This window comes from Flavonifractor sp. (assembly GCF_019422385.1).
Lineage (GTDB): Bacteria > Bacillota > Clostridia > Oscillospirales > Oscillospiraceae > Flavonifractor > Flavonifractor avistercoris.
Map to the genome: position 1 here is coordinate 1 of NZ_JAHZDL010000054.1, position 17,241 is coordinate 17,241.

Genomic DNA, 17,241 nt, shown 5'->3' on the forward strand with positions numbered 1-17,241 from the left:
GGGGGATGGTGCCGTCGTGATAGTGCTCGGTGCGGGCGATCTCAGCGCCGCCCAGACGGCCGGACACCTGGGTCTTGATGCCGCGGGCGCCCATGCGCATGGCGCGGCCCATGGCGTTCTTCATGGCCCGGCGGAAGCCGATGCGCTTCTCCAGCTGCTGGGCGATGTTCTCGGCCACCAGCTGAGCGTTGGTGTCCACCTGCTTGACCTCCACGATGTTGAGGGCCACAGGCTTGCCGATCATCTTCTCCACGGTCTGGCGGTACTGCTCAATCTGCTCGCCGCCCTTGCCGATGACCACGCCGGGGCGGGCGCAGTGCAGATAGATGCGCACCTTGGCGTTGTCGCGCTCAATCTCGATCTTGGGGATACCGGCGGAATACAGGGTCTTCTTCAGGTAGTCCCGGATCTTCTTGTCCTCCACCAGCAGGTCGCCCACCTTCTCGTTGCGGGCGTACCAGCGGGAGTCCCAGTCCTTAATGACACCCACGCGCAGGCCGTGGGGATTCACTTTCTGTCCCATATTCTTCCTCCTCCCTTAGCGCTCGGCCACCGCGATGGTGATGTGAGAAGTGCGCTTGTTGATCCGATAGGCGCGGCCCCGGGCCCGGGGCATCATCCGCTTCAGGATGGGGCCGGGGGTGGCGAACACCTGGGAGACATACAGCTTCTCGGGATCCATCTGGTGGTTGTTCTCCGCGTTGGCGGCGGCGCTCTTGAGGAGCTTCAGCAGCAGCTCAGAGGCGGCCTTGGGGGTGCCCATGAGGATGGCGGTGGCCTGGGCCACGCTCTTGCCGCGGATCAGGTCGCAGACGATCTGCACCTTACGGGGAGAGATACGGGCATATCTCAGATGTGCTTTGGCTTCCATGTTCTCTCCTCCTCCTTACTTACCAGTCTTGCTGCCGGCGTGGCCGCGGAAGGTGCGGGTGGGGGCGAACTCGCCCAGCTTGTGGCCCACCATGTCCTCGGTCACGTAGACGGGCACGTGCTTGCGGCCGTCGTGCACGGCAAAGGTGTGACCGACAAAGGAGGGGAAGATGGTGGAGGCGCGGCTCCAGGTCTTCAGCACCTTCTTCTCGCCGGTCTGATTCATTTCATCGACCCGCTTCAGCAGCTCGGGAGCGCAAAAGGGGCCCTTCTTGATACTTCTGCTCATCTATGACTGCCTCCCTTACTTCGCGTTGCGGTGCTTGACGATGAACTTCTCGGTGCGGTTCTTCAGCTTGCGGGTCTTGTAACCCATGGCGGGCTTGCCCCAGGGGGTCACAGGGCCGGGACGGCCCACCGGGCTCTTGCCCTCGCCGCCGCCGTGGGGGTGGTCATTGGGGTTCATAACGGAGCCGCGGACGGTGGGACGCCAGCCCATGTGGCGCTTGCGGCCGGCCTTGCCGATCTGGATGTTGGACCAGTCGGTGTTGCCCACCTGGCCGATGGTGGCCTTGCACTCCTCGCGGACATAGCGAACCTCGCCGGAGGGCAGGCGAACCTGAGCCATGCCGTTCTCCTTGGCCATCAGCTGAGCGGCCTCGCCGGCGGCGCGCACCAGCTGGGCGCCCTTGCCGGGATAGAGCTCGATGCAGTGGATCAGCTCGCCCACGGGGATGTTGGCGATGGGCAGGCAGTTGCCGGGCAGGATGTCGGCGTCGGGGCCGGTCATGATCTTGTGGCCGGCCTTCAGGTTCACGGGGGCCAGGATATAGCGCTTCTCGCCGTCCTCGTACTGGATCAGGGCGATGTTGGCGGAGCGGTTGGGATCGTACTGCAGGTTGATGACGGTAGCGGTGCCGTTCTTGTCCCGCTTGAAGTCGATGATGCGGTACTTCTTCTTGTTGCCGCCGCCGCGGTGGCGGACGGTGATGCGGCCGTAGCTGTTGCGGCCGGAGCTCTTCTTCAGGGGCTCAGTCAGGCTGGGCTCGGGCTTCGCCTTCTTGTCGATGCCGTCGAACCCGGAGACCGTCATCTGCCGTCTGGAGGGAGTCGTCGGCTTAAAAGTTTTGATAGACATGTCGCGTTACACTCCTTCCGTTTATCAGACCATACCTTCGAAGAACTCGATGGTCTTGGAATCCGCCGCCAGCTGGACATAGGCCTTTTTCCAGGTCTTGGTCATGCCGGGACGGCCGGCACCCATGCGCTTCTCCTTGCCGGGCACCGTCAGGGTGTTGACAGAGGCAACCTTCACACCGAAGATCTCCTCCACCGCCTTCTTGATCTCGATCTTGCCGGCGTCCTTGGCCACCTCGAAGACGTACTTCTTGTCGGCGGCACCGGACATGGCGCGCTCGGTGATGATGGGGCGGATGATAATATCGTAAGCGGTAGCCATTACGCGTACACCTCCTCGATTTTTGCGAGGGCGTCCTTGTCCACGACCAGATACTTGGCGTTCAGGATGTCATAGACGCTCAGGATGGAAGCGGGAGTGGTCACAACGCCGGGGATGTTCCGCGCGCTCTTGACGATGGTCTGATCCACGGCGGGGGTGACCACCATGGCCTTGCCGTCCACACCGACGGCGGTGAGGAACTTGCGGAAGTCAGCGGTCTTGATGGCGTCCATCTTGATGGAGTCGATGACCACCATCTGGCCCTCGGCCACCTTGGCGGAGAGGACGGACTTCAGCGCCAGGCGCTTGACCTTCTTATTCAGCACATAGCTGTAATCCCGGGGCTTGGGGGCAAACACGATGCCGCCGTGAGTCCACTGGGGGGCGCGGGTGGAGCCCTGACGGGCGTGGCCGGTGCCCTTCTGGCGCCAGGGCTTGATGCCGCCGCCGGAGACCTCGGCGCGGGTCAGGGCGCTCTGGGTGCCCTGCCGGCAGTTGGCCAGGTGGTTCTTGACCACCTCGTGGACGACGGTCTGGTTGGGCTCGATCCCGAACACAGCTTCGGAGAGCTCCATCTCGCCGACCTGCGTGCCGGCCATGTTCACAACGATTGCCTTAGGCATTTGGGTTCTCTCCTTTCTTACTTGTTACGGGCGGAAGCCTTCTGGGGATTGACGCGGGCGGAAGCCTTCTGCGGGTTGCTGGAGATACCGGCGGCGGCGCCCTTCTCCTTGACGTTGATCACGGAGTTGCGCACGGTGACGATGCCGCCCTTGGGGCCGGGGATGGCGCCGCGCACGGCGATCAGGCCCAGCTCGGTATCCACCTTCACCACGTCCAGGTTGAGGACGGTGACCTGCTCGTTGCCCATCTGGCCGGCGCCGATCTTGCCCTTGAAGATGCGGGAGGGATCGGTGGCGGGGCCCATGGAGCCGGCGTGGCGGTGCACAGGGCCGGTGCCGTGGGACTCCTTCAGGCGGTGGGCGCCGTGGCGCTTGATGACGCCCTGGTAGCCGTGGCCCTTGCTGATGCCGGTCACGTCCACGCGGTCGCCCTCGGCGAACACGTCGGCCTTCACCTCGTCGCCCACGTTCAGGGCGTCGCAGTTGGCCAGGCGGAACTCCTTCAGGGTCTTCTTGCGCACGTCGCCGGCCTTCTTCAGGTGGCCCAGCTCGGGCTTGGTGAGCTTCTTCTCGGCCACGTCGCCGTAGCCCAGCTGAACGGCGCTGTAGCCGTCCTTCTCCTCGGTCTTCTTCTGCACCACGGTGCAGGGGCCTGCCTCGATGAGGGTGACCGGGATGACCTTGCCGTCGGCGTCAAAGATCTGCGTCATGCCGACCTTCTTGCCGATAATGGCCTTTTCCATACTGTTTCCTCCTTAAATAAGGTTATTGGTTGACGTAGGTGGGGCATTGGCTCCCCATTGCTCCGCCAACTTGACCCGTCCGCCTCAAAACGCGGCGGACTGCGGTACTGACAAAGGGATTTGCGGGCGCGGGGCTGTTATCACGCCTCGCCTGTTCGCGACGCGCGGCTCGGACGCTTACAGCTTGATTTCAATCTCCACGCCGGCGGGGAGCTCCAGGCTCATCAGGGCCTCCACGGTCTTGGGGGAGGGCTTGAGGATGTCGATGAGGCGCTTGTGGGTGCGGCGCTCGAACTGCTCCCGGGAGTCCTTGTACTTATGGACGGCGCGCAGGATGGTCACAACCTCCTTCTTGGTGGGCAGAGGGATGGGGCCGGACACGGACGCGCCGGTGCGCTTGGCGGTCTCCACGATCTTCTCAGCGCTCTGGTCGATGAGCTGATGGTCGTAGGCCTTCAGGCGGATGCGGATCATTTCTTTCTGAGCTGCCATTTGTGGTTCCTCCTTAAAACATACGAAGTGGTGGGTTGAGCACGCTTCGTACGGTGAGAAATCTTCGTACACGTTTCCGTGCGTATCACTCCATGACATGAAGAAAACCGGCACAAGCAGGCCGGTTTGCTCCCCGCATGGCGATATACGCCGTGCACGGATTCCTCAGCCGCCCGATTCTCGCTCGGACATACTCCGCGGAAGTTACCGGCTTTCGCCGCAATCTCCCGCATCATCGCAGACTGCGCCCCTAAACAGGCGCTCTAGTATAATACCCGAAAACCCCGCTGCTGTCAATAGTTTTTCCCCGTTTTTTGAAATTTTTTCTCCGCCCGGCCGGCAGGGGTGCAGAAGCGGCCCGGCTCCCTGTTTCCGGGGGCCGGGCCGCGGCGTTTTTCCCTTATCGGAGGGCCTGCTGGGTACGGTAGAGCCTGGCGTACTCCCCGTCCAGGGCCATCAGCTCCTCGTGGGTGCCCTCCTCCTGGATGCCGCAGCCGTCGATGACGATGATGCGGCCGGCGGAGCGGATGGTGGACAGCCGGTGGGCGATGATCAGGGTGGTGCGGCCCCGGGCCAGCTCGTCAAAGGCGGACTGGATGCGCTCCTCGGTGACGGTGTCCAGGGCGGAGGTGGCCTCGTCCAGGATGAGGATGGGCGGATTTTTCAGGAAAATGCGGGCGATGGACACCCGTTGCTTCTGACCGCCGGAGAGCATGACGCCCCGCTCCCCCACCTGGGTCTGGAAGCCGTCGGGCATGTCCAGGATGTCCTGGTAGATCTCCGCCCGCCTGGCGGCCTCCACAACCTCCGCCTCGGTGGCGTCGGGCCGGCCGTAGCGGATGTTGTCGTAGATGGTACCGGCAAAGAGGAACACGTCCTGCTGCACGATGCCGATGTTCTCCCGCAGGGAGCGCTGGGTCAGGGTGCGCACGTCCCGGCCGTCCACCAGAATGCGCCCGCCGGTCACGTCGTAGAACCGGGGGATGAGCTGGCACAGGGTGGACTTGCCCCCGCCGGAGGGGCCCACCACCGCCACCGTCTCCCCAGGGCGGACGTGGAGGGTGACGTGCTCCAGCACCGGCTCGGGGGAGGTCTCATAGCGGAAGGTCACGTCGTCCACCAGGATGTCCCCCTGCACGGCGGTGAGCTCTTCGGCGTCGGGGGCGTCCTGGACGGCGGGCTCCACCCGCATCAGCTCCACGAACCGCTTGAAGCCCGCCATGCCCTGCATGAACTGCTCCACAAAGGCGGACAGCTTGCGCACGGGAGTAATAAAGGTGGTGACGTACAGGGCAAAGGTAGTGAGATCGATGAAGTCCATGCCGTCCCGCATGATGAGGAAGCCGCCGAAGGCGATCACCAGCACCGACAGGATGCCCATGAAGAACTCCATGCCCGACTGATAGAAGGCCATGGTGCGGTAGTAGCCCCGCTTGGCCCCCCGGAACTGGTCGTTGGCGGCGTTGAATTTGGCGCTCTCCGCCTCCTCGTTGGCGAAGGCCTTGGCGGTGCGCATGCCGGAGATGGAGGACTCCACCTCCCCGTTGATGCCCGCCAGCTTGGCCTTCACCTCGGTGGAGGCCTGCATCATCTTCTTGCGGCTCAGGGCGGTAAAGAGGACAAACAGGGGGATCACCGCGAACACGATCAGCGCCAGCTGCCACTGGATGGTCAGCATGATGCAGAAGGCACCCAGGATAGTGACGGAGGAGATGAAGAGATCCTCCGGGCCGTGGTGGGCCAGCTCGGTGATCTCGAACAGATCGCCGGTGACCCGGCTCATGAGCTGGCCGGTGCGGTTCTTGTCATAAAAGGAGAAGGACAGCTTCTGCATGTGGGTGAACAGATCCCGGCGGATGTCCGCCTCCATCCGCACGCCCAGCAGGTGGCCCCAGTAGGTGATGATGTAGTAGAACACGCCCTTGAGCACGTAGGCCAGGGCCAGCAGCGCCATGACGGCGAAAAAGGCCCCGAACTGCCGGCCAGGCAGCAGGTTCTGCATGGAGTACCGGGAGGCCACCGGGAAGGTCAGATCCACCAGGCAGATGCACAGGGCGCACACCATGTCCAGGGCAAACAGCTTCCAGTGGGGCTTATAGTAGGAGGCAAAAATGCGCAGATACCCGCGGGTGCGGAAGGCATTCTCTCCCATCGGTCAAAACACTCCTCTCTGGGCGGGCAGGGCTCGCAGGCAGGGTCGTCCGGCTTTCCGGATCGTATCCATAAAAATAACCACACCTTCCGGTGTGGTTATTTTGGTGGACGATACAGGACTTGAACCTGTGACCTCCCGCACGTCAAGCGGATGCTCTACCAGCTGAGCTAATCGTCCGGACAGCGTAGACTATTATACCGGCAGTGGGACGGCTTGTCAATAGTTTTTTTCATTTTCCCCTTTTCAACAGGGCCGGGGGCTGATATACTCGGATTGTCCAGATCTGATCAGGAGAGGAGGGAGCGCCGATGCTGGGTGAGCGGATGCCCCTGGCGGAGCTGTGCCCGGGGCTGAAGACGGAGGCGGTGCTCACCGCGTACTGCCGGGGCCGGACGGGGCTGCTGGCCGACGACGGGGCGCGGTGGGCGGTGCTGATCCTCCCCGGCGGGGGGTATGAGCGCATCGCCCCGGCGGAGGGGGAGCCGGTGGCCCTGGCCTTCGCGGCGGCGGGGGTGCAGGCCTTTGTGCTGTCCTACAGCGTGCTGCCCGCCCGGTGGCCCCGGCAGTTTCTGGAGGGGGCGGCGGCCCTGGCCTGGCTGCGGAGCCGCGCCGCAGCATACGGCTTCCGGCCCGACCGGGTGGCGGTGTGCGGCTTTTCCGCCGGGGGGCACTTGGCGGGGTGCCTGTCCTGCCTGTGGGATCACCTTATATTAAAGGAGGCGCTGGGCCTGGCCCCGGCGCAGGTGCGGCCCGACGCGTCCATTCTGTGCTACCCGGTGGTGAACGAGGGGCGCTACCTCTCCCCCCTGGGCGGCGGGGAGGAGCTGCGGCTGGATCGGCGGGTGCGGCCCGACCACCCCCCCGCCTTTCTGTGGGCCACGGCCGGGGACGCCACGGTGCCGGTGGAGAACACCCTGGACTACGCCCGGGCGCTGCGGGAAAACGGGGTGCCCTTCGAGCTGCATATCTTCCAGGACGGGCCCCACGCCATGGGGCTGGCCGACCGGGAGAGCGCCCGGGACGAGGCCCACTACAACGCCCACGCGGCGGCCTGGCACGGCCTGTGCGTGGACTGGCTGAAAGGACGGAGCTGACATGGAGCAGAAGGTGGTGCTGATCACAGGCGCCAGCCGGGGCATCGGCGCGGCGGCGGCTCGGCGGTTCGCCGCCGGGGGCTGCAGGGTGGTGGTGAACTACCACCGCTCCCGGGAGCGGGCGGAGGCCCTGGCGGCGGAGATCGGCGGCTGGGCGGTTCAGGCCGACGTGGCCGACCCGGTCCAGGTCCGGGAAATGGTTGACAATGTGTTGGATAAATTTTGTCAACTTGACATTCTGATATGCAACGCCGGGGTGGCCCAGCAGAAATTGTTTGGCGATTTGACCGACGAGGACTGGCGGCGCATCTTCGCCGTCAACGTGGACGGGGTGTTCCACACCATCCGGGCAGCCCTGCCCCACTTCATCCACCGGAAGGCGGGGAAGATCCTCACCGTGTCCTCCATGTGGGGACAGGTGGGCGGCTCCTGCGAGGCGGCCTATTCCGCCGCAAAGGCCGCTGTGATAGGGCTTACAAAGGCTCTGGCCAAGGAGCTCGGCCCCTCTGGGATCACGGTGAACTGTGTGTCGCCGGGGGTCATCCAGACCGACATGAACGCCCATCTGGACGGGGAGACCATGGCCGCCCTGGCGGAGGAGACCCCCCTGGGCACCATCGGCACGCCGGAGGATGTGGCGGAGGCCATGTGGTACCTGGCCTCCGACGCGGCCCGGTTTGTCACCGGGCAGGTGCTCGCCCCCAACGGCGGGCTGGTCATCTGAGGTGCTTTTTACAAATTGTTCATATTTCCGACAATGGCGTCCCGCCCCGGGACGCCATTGTGCATTTTGCAGGTTGACAATTTCCCCTGCGGCGCATATAATTGTCAACAACTTCATCAAGGAGGAAAGATACCATGAAAAAGACTCGCATCCTGTCTCTTGCCATGACGGGCGCGCTGTGTCTGTCCCTGCTGGCCGGCTGCGGCGGCGGGAACGGCGGCACGTCTGAGGCCCCCGCCTCCGAGACTCCGGCCGCGGAGAACACCAGCTCCGCCGCCGCCGGCGAGGCCAGCGGCACCTTTACTATCGGCATGATCGGCCCCCTGACCGGCGGCGCGGCCATTTACGGCACCGCCGTGGCCAACGCGGCCCAGATCGCCGTGGAGGAGATCAACGCCCTGGGCGGCCCTGTCCAGCTCGAGCTGATCACCCAGGACGACACCAACGACGCCGAGACCGCCGTCAACGCCTACAACAACCTGATGGATCAGGGAATGCAGATCCTGCTGGGCACCGTCACCACCCAGCCCGCCCTGGCCGTGGTGCCCTACACCTATGACGAGCGGGTGTTCACCCTGACCCCCTCCGGCTCCGGCGACGACGTCATTGAGGGCAACGACAACGTGTACCAGGTGTGCTTCACCGACTCCAACCAGGGCACCCGTTCCGCCCAGTACATCGACGAGAACTTTGAGAATCCCCAGATCGCCATCATCTACAAGAACGACGACCAGTACTCCCAGGGCATCCGGGACAACTTCGTGGCCGAGGCGGAGAACCGGGGCATGTCCATCGTCTATGAGGGCACCTTTACCGAGGCCAGCCAGACCGACTTCAACAACCAGCTGACCGCCGCCCAGTCCGCGGGGGCCGATATGATCTTCCTGCCCATCTACTACACCCCCGCCTCCGTCATTCTGACCCAGGCCAACGCCATGGGCTATGAGCCCACCTTCTTCGGCGTGGACGGCATGGACGGCATCCTCACCGTGGACGGCTTCGACACCAGCCTGGCCGAGGGCGTGTACCTGCTGACCCCCTTCTCCGCCGACGCGGAGGACGAGGCCACCCAGGCCTTCGTGACGGAGTATCAGAGCCGCTTCGAGGACATCCCCAACCAGTTCGCCGCCGACGCCTATGACGGCATCTACATCATCTATGAGGCCATCCAGGCCGCCGGCGTCACCTCCGACATGTCCAACGAGGAGATCTGCGACGCGCTGATCGCCGCCATGGGCGACCTGTCCGTGGTGGGCCTGACCAGCGCCGGATCCGAGATGACCTGGGACGACAACGGCGCCGTGTCCAAGGATCCCGCCGCCGTTATCATCGAGAACGGCGTCTACGTCACCCCCTGATTCCCCGCAACAGAAATCAAACAAGCGCAGAGCAGGCTGCCGGGGTAGCCCGGCAGCTCTCTGCGTTTCCTGACAGAAACCGGAGCGGCGCGGCGTCCGTCGTTCACGCCGCCCCGGCCTCTGCCAGGAAAGAGAGAGGTGTAAGAGCGAATGGAATTTTTATCCTACCTGATCAACGGCATCAGTCTGGGGAGCATCTACGCCATCATCGCCCTGGGCTACACCATGGTGTACGGCATCGCCAAGATGCTCAACTTCGCCCACGGCGACGTCATCATGGTGGGCGGCTATGTGGTGTTCTACGCCACCAACTTTGCGCGCAGCAGCCTGCTGGGGGACAACCCCTCCGCCCTGGCCTCCGGGCTGTCCACCCTGGTGTGCGTGATCCTGGCCATGGTGGTGTGCGGTGTGCTGGGCGTCATTATTGAGGCCCTGGCCTACAAGCCCCTGCGGCGGGCCGGCTCCCTGGCGGTGCTCATCACCGCCATCGGCGTGAGCTATTTTCTCCAGAACGCGGCCCAGCTCCTCTTCGGGGCCAACCCCAAGAACTTCACCCCCGTGGTCAGCGGGCAGCTGACCCTCTTCGGCGGGCAGCTGCGCATCTCCTTCGTGGCCCTGCTGACCATCGTGGCCTGCGTGGTCATCATGGTGGCTCTGACCCTCTTTACCGGACGGAGCAAGATGGGCAAGGCCATGCGGGCCTGCTCCGAGGATCAGGGGGCGGCCCAGCTCATGGGCATCAACGTCAACTCCACCATCTCCATGACCTTCGCCATCGGCTCCGCCCTGGCGGCCATCGCCGGCGTGCTGATGTGCTCCTACTCCCCGGTGCTCCAGCCCACCACCGGCTCCATGCCCGGCATCAAGGCCTTCACCGCCGCCGTGTTCGGCGGCATCGGCTCCATCCCCGGGGCCTTCCTGGGCGGCATCCTGCTGGGCATCATCGAGGCCATGGCCCAGGCGTACATCTCCACCCAGCTGTCCAACGCCATCCTGTTCGCGGTGCTCATCGTGGTGCTGCTGGTGAAGCCGTCCGGCCTGCTGGGCAAGTACGTGCCGGAGAAAGTGTGAGGTGGCCGGGATATGAAACAGTATTTCAAGACTATGAAAACCGCCACCAAGGTGGACTATGCCACCTATGCGGGGGTTGTGCTGGCATTTGTCATCGTGATGCTCTGTCAGTCCATGGGGCTGCTGAGCCGATCCATCACCGGCATGCTGGTGCCCATCTGCTGCTACATCTGCATGTCCCTGTCCCTGAACCTGACGGTGGGCGTGCTGGGCGAGCTGAGCCTGGGCCACGCCGGCTTCATGAGCGTGGGTGCCTTCACCGGCATCATCACCTCCATGTGCCTGTCCGCCTCTGTGTCCAGCGAGCTGGTGCGCATCGTGCTCTCCCTGGTGGTGGGCACCATCTTTGCCGCCGTGGTGGGCCTGGTGGTTGGCATCCCGGTGCTCCGCCTGCGGGGCGACTACCTGGCCATTGTCACCCTGGCCTTCGGTGAGATCATCAAGGATATCATCAACTGCCTGCTGGTGGGCTGGGACGAGCGGGGCCTGCACATCGCCCTGAACTTTGACGGCACCAAGAGCATCGACAGCCTAGGCCTGAGCGAGAACGGCATCGAGATCATCAAGGGCGCCCAGGGCGCCTCCGGCAACGACCGCATCGCCACCTTTGTGGTGGGCTTTGTACTGGTGATGATCACCCTGATTGTGGTGCTCAACCTGGTGCGCTCCCGCACCGGCCGGGCGGTGATGGCCATCCGGGACAACCGCATCGCCGCCGAGAGCGTGGGCATCAACGTGACCAAATACAAGCTCATCGCCTTCGTCACCTCCGCCGCCCTGGCGGGGGCCGCCGGCGCCCTGTTCGGCCTGAACTACTCCAGCGTCAGCGCCGCCCAGTTCGACTTCAACACCTCCATTCTGGTGCTGGTCTATGTGGTGCTGGGCGGGCTGGGCAACATGTGGGGCTCCATCATCGCCACGGTGGTGCTCTATGTCCTGCCTGAGGCCCTGCGCCAGTTCTCCGACTACCGCATGCTGGTGTACGCCATCGTGCTGATCCTGGTGATGCTGGCCACCCACAACCCCATCCTGCGGGGCTTCTTCACCCGCCTGTTCCGGCGGGAGAAGGAGGACGGCCCTGCCGTCCGCGCGGTGAAAGGAGGCGGCAGCCATGAGTAACAAGCGTCCGGAGACCAAGCTGGTTCCCGTGCCCAGCGTCAACAAGATCCCCGAGCGGGACGTGGACAAGAGCCCCATCCTGGAGGCCCAGCACCTGGGCATTGACTTCGGCGGCCTCACCGCCGTCAACGAGTTCAACATGGCCATCGGCCGCACCGAGATTGCCGGCCTCATCGGCCCCAACGGCGCGGGCAAGACCACGGTGTTCAACCTGCTGACCAAGGTGTACCAGCCCACCCGGGGCACCATCCTGCTGGACGGGCTGGACACCGCCGGCAAGACCACCGCCCAGGTCAACCGCATGGGCATCGCCCGCACCTTCCAGAACATCCGCCTCTTCGACAACCTGTCCGTGGAGGACAACGTGAAGATCGGCATGCACAACACCATCCACTCCGGCATGCTCAGCAGCGTGCTCCGCCTGCCCTCTTACTGGCGGGAGGAGAAGATCGCCCACCAGCGGGCGCTGGAGCTGCTCTCCCTCTTCGACATGCAGGATCTGGCCAACGCCAAGGCGGGTTCACTCCCCTACGGCGCCCAGCGGCGGCTGGAGATCGTCCGGGCCCTGGGCACCAACCCCTCCCTGCTGCTGCTGGACGAGCCGGCGGCGGGCATGAACCCCTCCGAGACGGCGGAGCTGATGGAGAACATCGTCAAGATCCGCGACACCTTCCAGATTGCCATCCTGCTCATTGAGCACGACATGAGCCTGGTTATGGGCATCTGCGAGGGCATCTGCGTGCTCAACTTCGGCCAGATCATCGCCAAGGGCACCCCCACGGAGATCCAGAACAACCCGGAGGTCATCAAGGCCTACCTGGGCAACGGAAAGGAGGTGTGACGGCATGGCTGCGATGCTGGATGTGAAGAACATCAATGTATATTACGGCGCCATCCACGCCGTCAAGGACATCTCCTTCCACGTGGACGAGGGGGAGATTGTGACCCTCATCGGCGCCAACGGCGCCGGCAAGACCACCACCCTGCAGACCGTGTCCGGCCTGCTCCACTCCCGCACCGGCTCCATCGAGTTTCTGGGGCAGCCCATCCAGTCCGTCCCCGCCGCCAAGCTGGTGGGCCGGGGCCTGGCCCAGGTGCCGGAGGGCCGCCGGGTGTTCCAGCATATGACCGTGGAGGAGAACCTGGAGATGGGCGGCTTCACCCAGCCCAATTCCACCATCGCCCCCAATCTGGAGCGGGTGTATGAGCAGTTCCCCCGGCTCAAGGAGCGGCGCCGCCAGGTGGCGGGCACCCTGTCCGGCGGCGAGCAGCAGATGCTGGCCATGGGCCGCGCCCTCATGTCCAACCCCAAACTGCTCATGCTGGATGAGCCGTCCATGGGCCTGGCCCCCATCCTGGTGGAGCAGATCTTTGAGATCATCCAGCGCCTGCACCAGAAGGGCACCACCATCCTGCTGGTGGAGCAGAACGCCCAGATGGCCCTCAGCGTGGCCGACCGGGGCTACGTGCTGGAGACCGGGCGCATCACCCTCACCGGCCCGGGTAAGGAACTGCTGGCCGACGAGGCCGTCAAAAAGGCATACCTGGGCGGATAAGTCCTGCAGATCAATTATTGGGAGGCCGGGAGCATTGCTTCCGGCCTCCCACCGTTTCCACGCGCCTTGACGCCCCCCTGGGGCGATGCTACAATGAGCACATACACAGGGTGCGGCGGAGACCGCGCCGGAAATGGAGGGGTTTGCCATGCGCGAGGAGGAAAAAATCTTCGCTGGGAAGCTGTTCAACAACCAGTGTGCCGAGCTCAGGGCCATCAAGCGGAAAAGCCACGCCGCCAACCAGCGGTACAACCGTCTGGACGAGACCGATCCGGAGCGGGACGAGATTATCCGCAGCATGCTGGGACGGGTGGGAGGGACCTTCCATCTGGTGGGCCCTATCCATTTCAACTACGGCACACACACCTTCATCGGGGAAAATTTTTTTGCCAACTTCAATTTTACCGTCATGGACGATGCCCGGGTTTTTATTGGCGACAATGTCTGTATCGGGCCCAACGTGTCCCTGCTGGCCACCAACCACCCCCTGATCGCTCAGGAGAGGATGGGACTGGATAAGGAGGGGCACACCACCCTGGCTGAGTTTGCCGAGGACATCCATATCGGCAGCAACGTCTGGATCGCCGCCAACGTGTGCGTCACCGGCGGCGTCCACATCGGGGACGGCGCAGTGATCGGCGCAGGCAGCGTGGTCACCCGGGATATCCCGGCGGGCCATATCGCCTTCGGCGTGCCCTGCCGCCCGGTCCGCCCCATCACGGAGGCGGACAGCGCCCGGGGGCGGCTGCTGCCCGAGGACGCGGAATATTTCCGGCACAACTTTCCGGGCTTCTGACAGTCTCAGCAAGCTGGCGAGGGCCGGGAGCGGAACCGATTCCGCTCCCGGCCCTGTTTCCGCGCTACGGCCGGTAGTCCGGTCGCACGAAGGGCGGCTCAATTTTTCGTTCGGTCAGCAGGCCGTACCTGCCGGGGCGGCGGTAGGCGTTTCCGTGGACTTCGCTGGCGCGGTAGGCCCGCAGCCGCTCCAGATCCAGGGCGGCCAGGCAGATCTCCTCCTCTCCGCCGGCCCGGAGGATGCAGGTATCCCGGGAGCCCTCCCCGTCGGGGAGATAGGCCACCCCGTCAAAGACGGTGGAACGGCCGTTGCAGTCGGGCACCGTGTCCGGGTAGTTGCAGGTGGCGATGGCCGTCATATTCTCAAAGGCCCGGCCCCACAGCTGGGCAAGGCGGTTGATCTCCATGGGGCAGGCGTTGGGCACCAGGATCAGCTCCGCCCCCTTCAGCATGAGAATCCGGGCGCTCTCGGGGAACTCCCGGTCGTAGCAGATCATGGCTCCCACCCGCACGGGGCCCCTGGCGGTGTCCAGCTCCGCTACATAAAAATCATCCCCCGGGGTCAGGTACCGCTCCTCCCCGAAGTCGCAGGTGTGGACTTTGGCGTAGGTGAGGGCCTCTCTGCCAAACCGGTCAAGGAGAGTGAGGGTGTTGCGGGCCCGCCCCGGTGGGCCTCCAGGAAGGTGACGCCGATGGCCATGCCCAGCTCCGCCGCCAGGGCCTGAAAGGCGCGGACAAAGTCCCCGCCGGCGGGGCCCGCCTCCCCCGTCCACACCTCCGGCGGGCGGCCATAGATGCTGTAGCCGTTGCTCCACATCTCGGGGAACAGGGCGATATCCGCCCCCAGGGCCCTGGCTCGGCGGCAGGCCGCCAGCCCCTTCTCCAGATTCCCCGCCAGGGTGCCGGCGGGCGAGATCTGCAGCAGCGCCAGATTCAGCGGCTCCATCTCCTAGCCCTCCTCCGGCACGCCGCACACCAGCAGGCGGCAGCGGCCGGCGCTCTCCAGGCGGTAGGAGGCCACGCCGTGGGGGACAAAGAGCTCGTCCCCCCGCTTCACCGACAAGCTGCCGCCCTCCCAGCGGAGGGTGCCCTCCCCCTCCAGCACCAGCAGCACCTGGAAATCCGGGTTGGGGCAGGGGATGGCGGCGCCCTCCGCGGTCACCTCGTCCATGTAGAAGCGGCCGGTCTGCCGCCGGGAGATCAGCCGGCGGCGCCAGGGCTGGCCGGGCTCCGCCTCCGGCCGGGACAGATGGGCGGACAGCATGTCCTCCAGGGGCAGGCAGTCGAAGGTGAAGCAGTCCAGCAGGCCGTCCATCCCCGCCGGGCCGTACATGCTCTCCACCGGCAGGCGGGAGCCGTCGGGCCGGACGCACTCCGCCCGCAGGGTGATGTCCACCGGCTCCTGAATCTCCGCCACCAGGGAGCCGCTGCCCATGGCGTGGACGGTGCCCGCCGGGATGAAGTACACCTCCCCGGGGCGGATGGGCACCCGGTGGAGGCAGTCCAGCAGGCCGGCGGTGTCCTGCTGCTCGATCAGGGCGCGGAACCGCTCCGGCGTGACGCCGGGGCGGAAGCCCAGCCAGATGCAGGCCTCCGGCCGGGCGGCCAGCACGTACCACGCCTCGTCCTTGCCGCAGGGCAGGCCGAAGTATTTCTTGGCCTTCTCCCCGTCCGGGTGGGTCTGGATCAGCAGCCGGTCCCGGGAGTAGAGCAGCTTGAGCAGGAAGCCCAGGCTGGCCCCCCATCTGGCGGCGTGGGCCTCCCCCAGCCACTCCGCCGGGGCGGCCTCCAGGCAGTCCTTCAGAAATTCGTCCGTCCCCGCCACCCGGGACAGGCCGGTGGTGGTGCCCGGCGCCAGGGCCGAGGTCACCAGGGAGGCCAGCCACAGCTGGGAGCACACCTGCGCCCCCGGGCCGTCCCCCAGAAACTCGTTGATCATCTCGCCCCCGGGGATCAGATAGTCCACCTTGTTGGGGGCCATTCTGAGGATCTGTTTGGGCGACACCTGCATCGTTATTTCCTCCCTTTTCTGCACAGTATCGGTCTTTTCAGTATAGCAGGCCGCCTGCCCGCCCGCAAGAGCCGTTCTGTTCTGGAAAATTTTAGCTTTTCAGCGACAGAGATCGGTCACATCCGCCGCCTCCTTTTGCATATACTGGTGTGTACATCGCTTACGAAGGAGGCTGACAGCATGCAGCAGACCAAGCCAATCAAAACCGCCCCGGGCGGCAAGCCCAAGGGGGATATTGACGATCTGATCTTCCGCGCCGACTCCGGCCGGACGGTCAGCGAACGATAAAACCGCCCGCCTCCGGGCGGTTTTTTCCTCTCCCTCCCTTTACAAGCGTCTCTTCCTTGGATATAATAGTAGGGCTAATTTGAGGAAACGAGTGAATGATCATGCTTCAATTTGACGAATACAAGGTAAAACTCAACAATCTCAAGCCCGAACTGGACGAGCTGGAGCAGGCCCTGGGCCTGGAGGCTGCCCAGCGGGAGGCGGAGATGCTGGAGTCGGAGAGCGCCTCCGACGGCTTCTGGGACAACCTGGAGAAGGCCCAGAAGGTACAGCAGCGGGTGAAGCACCTGCGGGACAAGCTGGAGGGACAGCAGAAGCGCCGCACCCAGTGGGACGATCTCATGACCCTGTGCGAGCTGGGTAACGAGATGGAGGACGAGAGCCTGGTGCCTGAGGTGGAGGAGGGCTTCGCCAAGCTGGAGGCGGAGATCGAGGAGGCCAAGCTGTCCACCCTGCTCACCGGAGAGTACGACGCCTCCAACGCCATCCTCACCTTCCACGCCGGCGCCGGCGGCACCGAGGCCCAGGACTGGGCCCAGATGCTCTACCGCATGTACACCCGCTGGGCCGAGCGCCACGGTTACAGCTACAAGGTGCTGGACTACCTGGACGGGGACGAGGCTGGCATCAAGAGCGCCACCATTATGGTGGAGGGAGAGAACGCCTACGGCCACCTGAAGGGGGAGCATGGCGTCCATCGGCTGGTGCGGGTGTCCCCCTTTGATGCCAACGCCAGAAGGCAGACCTCCTTCGCCGCGCTGGAGGTTATGCCCGAGATCCCCGATGACGTGGAGGTGGATATCCGCCCTGAGGACATCGAGATGCAGGTGTTCCGCTCCTCCGGCGCCGGCGGCCAGCACATCAACAAGACCTCCTCCGCCGT

General features: G+C 64.7%; 20 protein-coding genes, 1 tRNA gene and 1 pseudogene. 9 read left to right on the top strand and 13 right to left on the bottom strand.

Annotated elements, in window-relative coordinates; genetic code table 11:
* The 10 genes from rpsC to QZ378_RS08295 all read right to left on the bottom strand — a co-directional run.
* Positions 1–523: 30S ribosomal protein S3 (gene rpsC / locus QZ378_RS08250; protein WP_291257925.1), on the bottom strand; the 523-nt coding region annotated here is incomplete at its 3' end.
* Between the two features lie 15 nt (positions 524–538).
* The gene (rplV, locus tag QZ378_RS08255; protein WP_191380285.1) at positions 539–871 is read right to left on the bottom strand and encodes a 50S ribosomal protein L22; all 333 of its coding nucleotides are present in this window, start codon (positions 869–871) and stop codon (positions 539–541) included.
* A 15-nt stretch (positions 872–886) separates the two neighbouring features.
* On the bottom strand, positions 887–1,159 hold the full coding sequence (gene rpsS, locus QZ378_RS08260; RefSeq protein ID WP_007494656.1) for a 30S ribosomal protein S19: 273 nt from the start codon (positions 1,157–1,159) through the stop codon (positions 887–889).
* Between the two features lie 15 nt (positions 1,160–1,174).
* Positions 1,175–2,008 (bottom strand): 50S ribosomal protein L2, encoded by an 834-nt coding sequence (rplB, locus tag QZ378_RS08265; RefSeq protein ID WP_291257926.1) that lies wholly within the window; start codon positions 2,006–2,008, stop codon positions 1,175–1,177.
* Between the two features lie 24 nt (positions 2,009–2,032).
* Positions 2,033–2,329, bottom strand: a complete 297-nt coding sequence (gene rplW / locus QZ378_RS08270; protein ID WP_021749665.1) for a 50S ribosomal protein L23 — start codon at positions 2,327–2,329, stop codon at positions 2,033–2,035.
* Positions 2,329–2,952 carry a 50S ribosomal protein L4 gene (gene rplD, locus QZ378_RS08275; protein ID WP_291257927.1) on the bottom strand — a complete coding sequence of 208 codons (624 nt, stop codon included), beginning with the start codon at positions 2,950–2,952 and terminating at the stop codon, positions 2,329–2,331. Before rplD ends, rplW begins: the two co-directional genes overlap by 1 nt.
* Positions 2,953–2,969: 17 nt before the next feature.
* Positions 2,970–3,695: a 50S ribosomal protein L3 gene (gene rplC, locus QZ378_RS08280; protein WP_087240961.1), complete on the bottom strand. Its 726-nt coding sequence runs from the start codon at positions 3,693–3,695 to the stop codon at positions 2,970–2,972.
* Between the two features lie 177 nt (positions 3,696–3,872).
* Positions 3,873–4,187, bottom strand: coding sequence for a 30S ribosomal protein S10 (gene rpsJ / locus QZ378_RS08285; protein WP_006573401.1), 315 nt, complete (start codon positions 4,185–4,187; stop codon positions 3,873–3,875).
* Between the two features lie 400 nt (positions 4,188–4,587).
* Positions 4,588–6,339: an ABC transporter ATP-binding protein gene (locus QZ378_RS08290; RefSeq protein ID WP_087240958.1), complete on the bottom strand. Its 1,752-nt coding sequence runs from the start codon at positions 6,337–6,339 to the stop codon at positions 4,588–4,590.
* Between the two features lie 104 nt (positions 6,340–6,443).
* Positions 6,444–6,519 (bottom strand) — tRNA-Val (locus tag QZ378_RS08295).
* A 131-nt stretch (positions 6,520–6,650) separates the two neighbouring features.
* On the opposite strand from QZ378_RS08295, the gene QZ378_RS08300 reads away from it, so the two are divergent.
* The 8 genes from QZ378_RS08300 to QZ378_RS08335 all read left to right on the top strand — a co-directional run bounded on the left by QZ378_RS08300 (position 6,651) and on the right by QZ378_RS08335 (position 14,060).
* Entirely contained in the window at positions 6,651–7,436 is a 786-nt protein-coding gene (locus QZ378_RS08300; protein WP_291257928.1) for an alpha/beta hydrolase, read from the top strand.
* A 1-nt stretch (position 7,437) separates the two neighbouring features.
* Positions 7,438–8,160 (top strand): 3-oxoacyl-ACP reductase FabG, encoded by a 723-nt coding sequence (gene fabG, locus QZ378_RS08305; protein WP_291257929.1) that lies wholly within the window; start codon positions 7,438–7,440, stop codon positions 8,158–8,160.
* Between the two features lie 134 nt (positions 8,161–8,294).
* Positions 8,295–9,518 carry an ABC transporter substrate-binding protein gene (locus tag QZ378_RS08310; RefSeq protein ID WP_291257930.1) on the top strand — a complete coding sequence of 408 codons (1,224 nt, stop codon included), beginning with the start codon at positions 8,295–8,297 and terminating at the stop codon, positions 9,516–9,518.
* A gap of 150 nt (positions 9,519–9,668) precedes the next feature.
* On the top strand, positions 9,669–10,589 hold the full coding sequence (locus tag QZ378_RS08315; protein WP_291257931.1) for a branched-chain amino acid ABC transporter permease: 921 nt from the start codon (positions 9,669–9,671) through the stop codon (positions 10,587–10,589).
* Positions 10,590–10,601: 12 nt separating this feature from the next.
* On the top strand, positions 10,602–11,708 hold the full coding sequence (locus QZ378_RS08320) for a branched-chain amino acid ABC transporter permease (RefSeq protein ID WP_291257932.1): 1,107 nt from the start codon (positions 10,602–10,604) through the stop codon (positions 11,706–11,708).
* Positions 11,701–12,549 carry an ABC transporter ATP-binding protein gene (locus tag QZ378_RS08325; RefSeq protein ID WP_087240946.1) on the top strand — a complete coding sequence of 283 codons (849 nt, stop codon included), beginning with the start codon at positions 11,701–11,703 and terminating at the stop codon, positions 12,547–12,549. Before QZ378_RS08320 ends, QZ378_RS08325 begins: the two co-directional genes overlap by 8 nt.
* 13 nt (positions 12,550–12,562) lie before the next feature.
* Positions 12,563–13,264 carry an ABC transporter ATP-binding protein gene (locus QZ378_RS08330; protein ID WP_366766020.1) on the top strand — a complete coding sequence of 234 codons (702 nt, stop codon included), beginning with the start codon at positions 12,563–12,565 and terminating at the stop codon, positions 13,262–13,264.
* A gap of 148 nt (positions 13,265–13,412) precedes the next feature.
* On the top strand, positions 13,413–14,060 hold the full coding sequence (locus tag QZ378_RS08335) for a sugar O-acetyltransferase (RefSeq protein ID WP_291257933.1): 648 nt from the start codon (positions 13,413–13,415) through the stop codon (positions 14,058–14,060).
* Positions 14,061–14,124: 64 nt separating this feature from the next.
* Here QZ378_RS08335 and QZ378_RS08340 read toward each other — a convergent pair whose 3' ends face one another.
* From QZ378_RS08340 to QZ378_RS08345, 3 genes and pseudogenes are all read right to left on the bottom strand, one after another.
* A complete protein-coding gene (locus QZ378_RS08340; RefSeq protein WP_366935170.1) occupies positions 14,125–14,874 on the bottom strand; it encodes a carbon-nitrogen hydrolase family protein in 750 nt (249 codons plus the stop codon).
* Positions 14,787–15,005, bottom strand: a pseudogene (locus tag QZ378_RS12980) (nitrilase-related carbon-nitrogen hydrolase); the annotation flags it as partial. The gene QZ378_RS08340 and the pseudogene QZ378_RS12980, both read right to left, overlap by 88 nt.
* Positions 15,006–15,008: 3 nt before the next feature.
* On the bottom strand, positions 15,009–16,070 hold the full coding sequence (locus tag QZ378_RS08345) for a type I phosphomannose isomerase catalytic subunit (RefSeq protein ID WP_291257934.1): 1,062 nt from the start codon (positions 16,068–16,070) through the stop codon (positions 15,009–15,011).
* 389 nt (positions 16,071–16,459) lie between these two features.
* Between QZ378_RS08345 and QZ378_RS08350 the strand changes: the two genes are divergently transcribed.
* Positions 16,460–17,241: PCRF domain-containing protein (locus QZ378_RS08350; RefSeq protein WP_291257935.1), on the top strand; the 782-nt coding region annotated here is incomplete at its 3' end.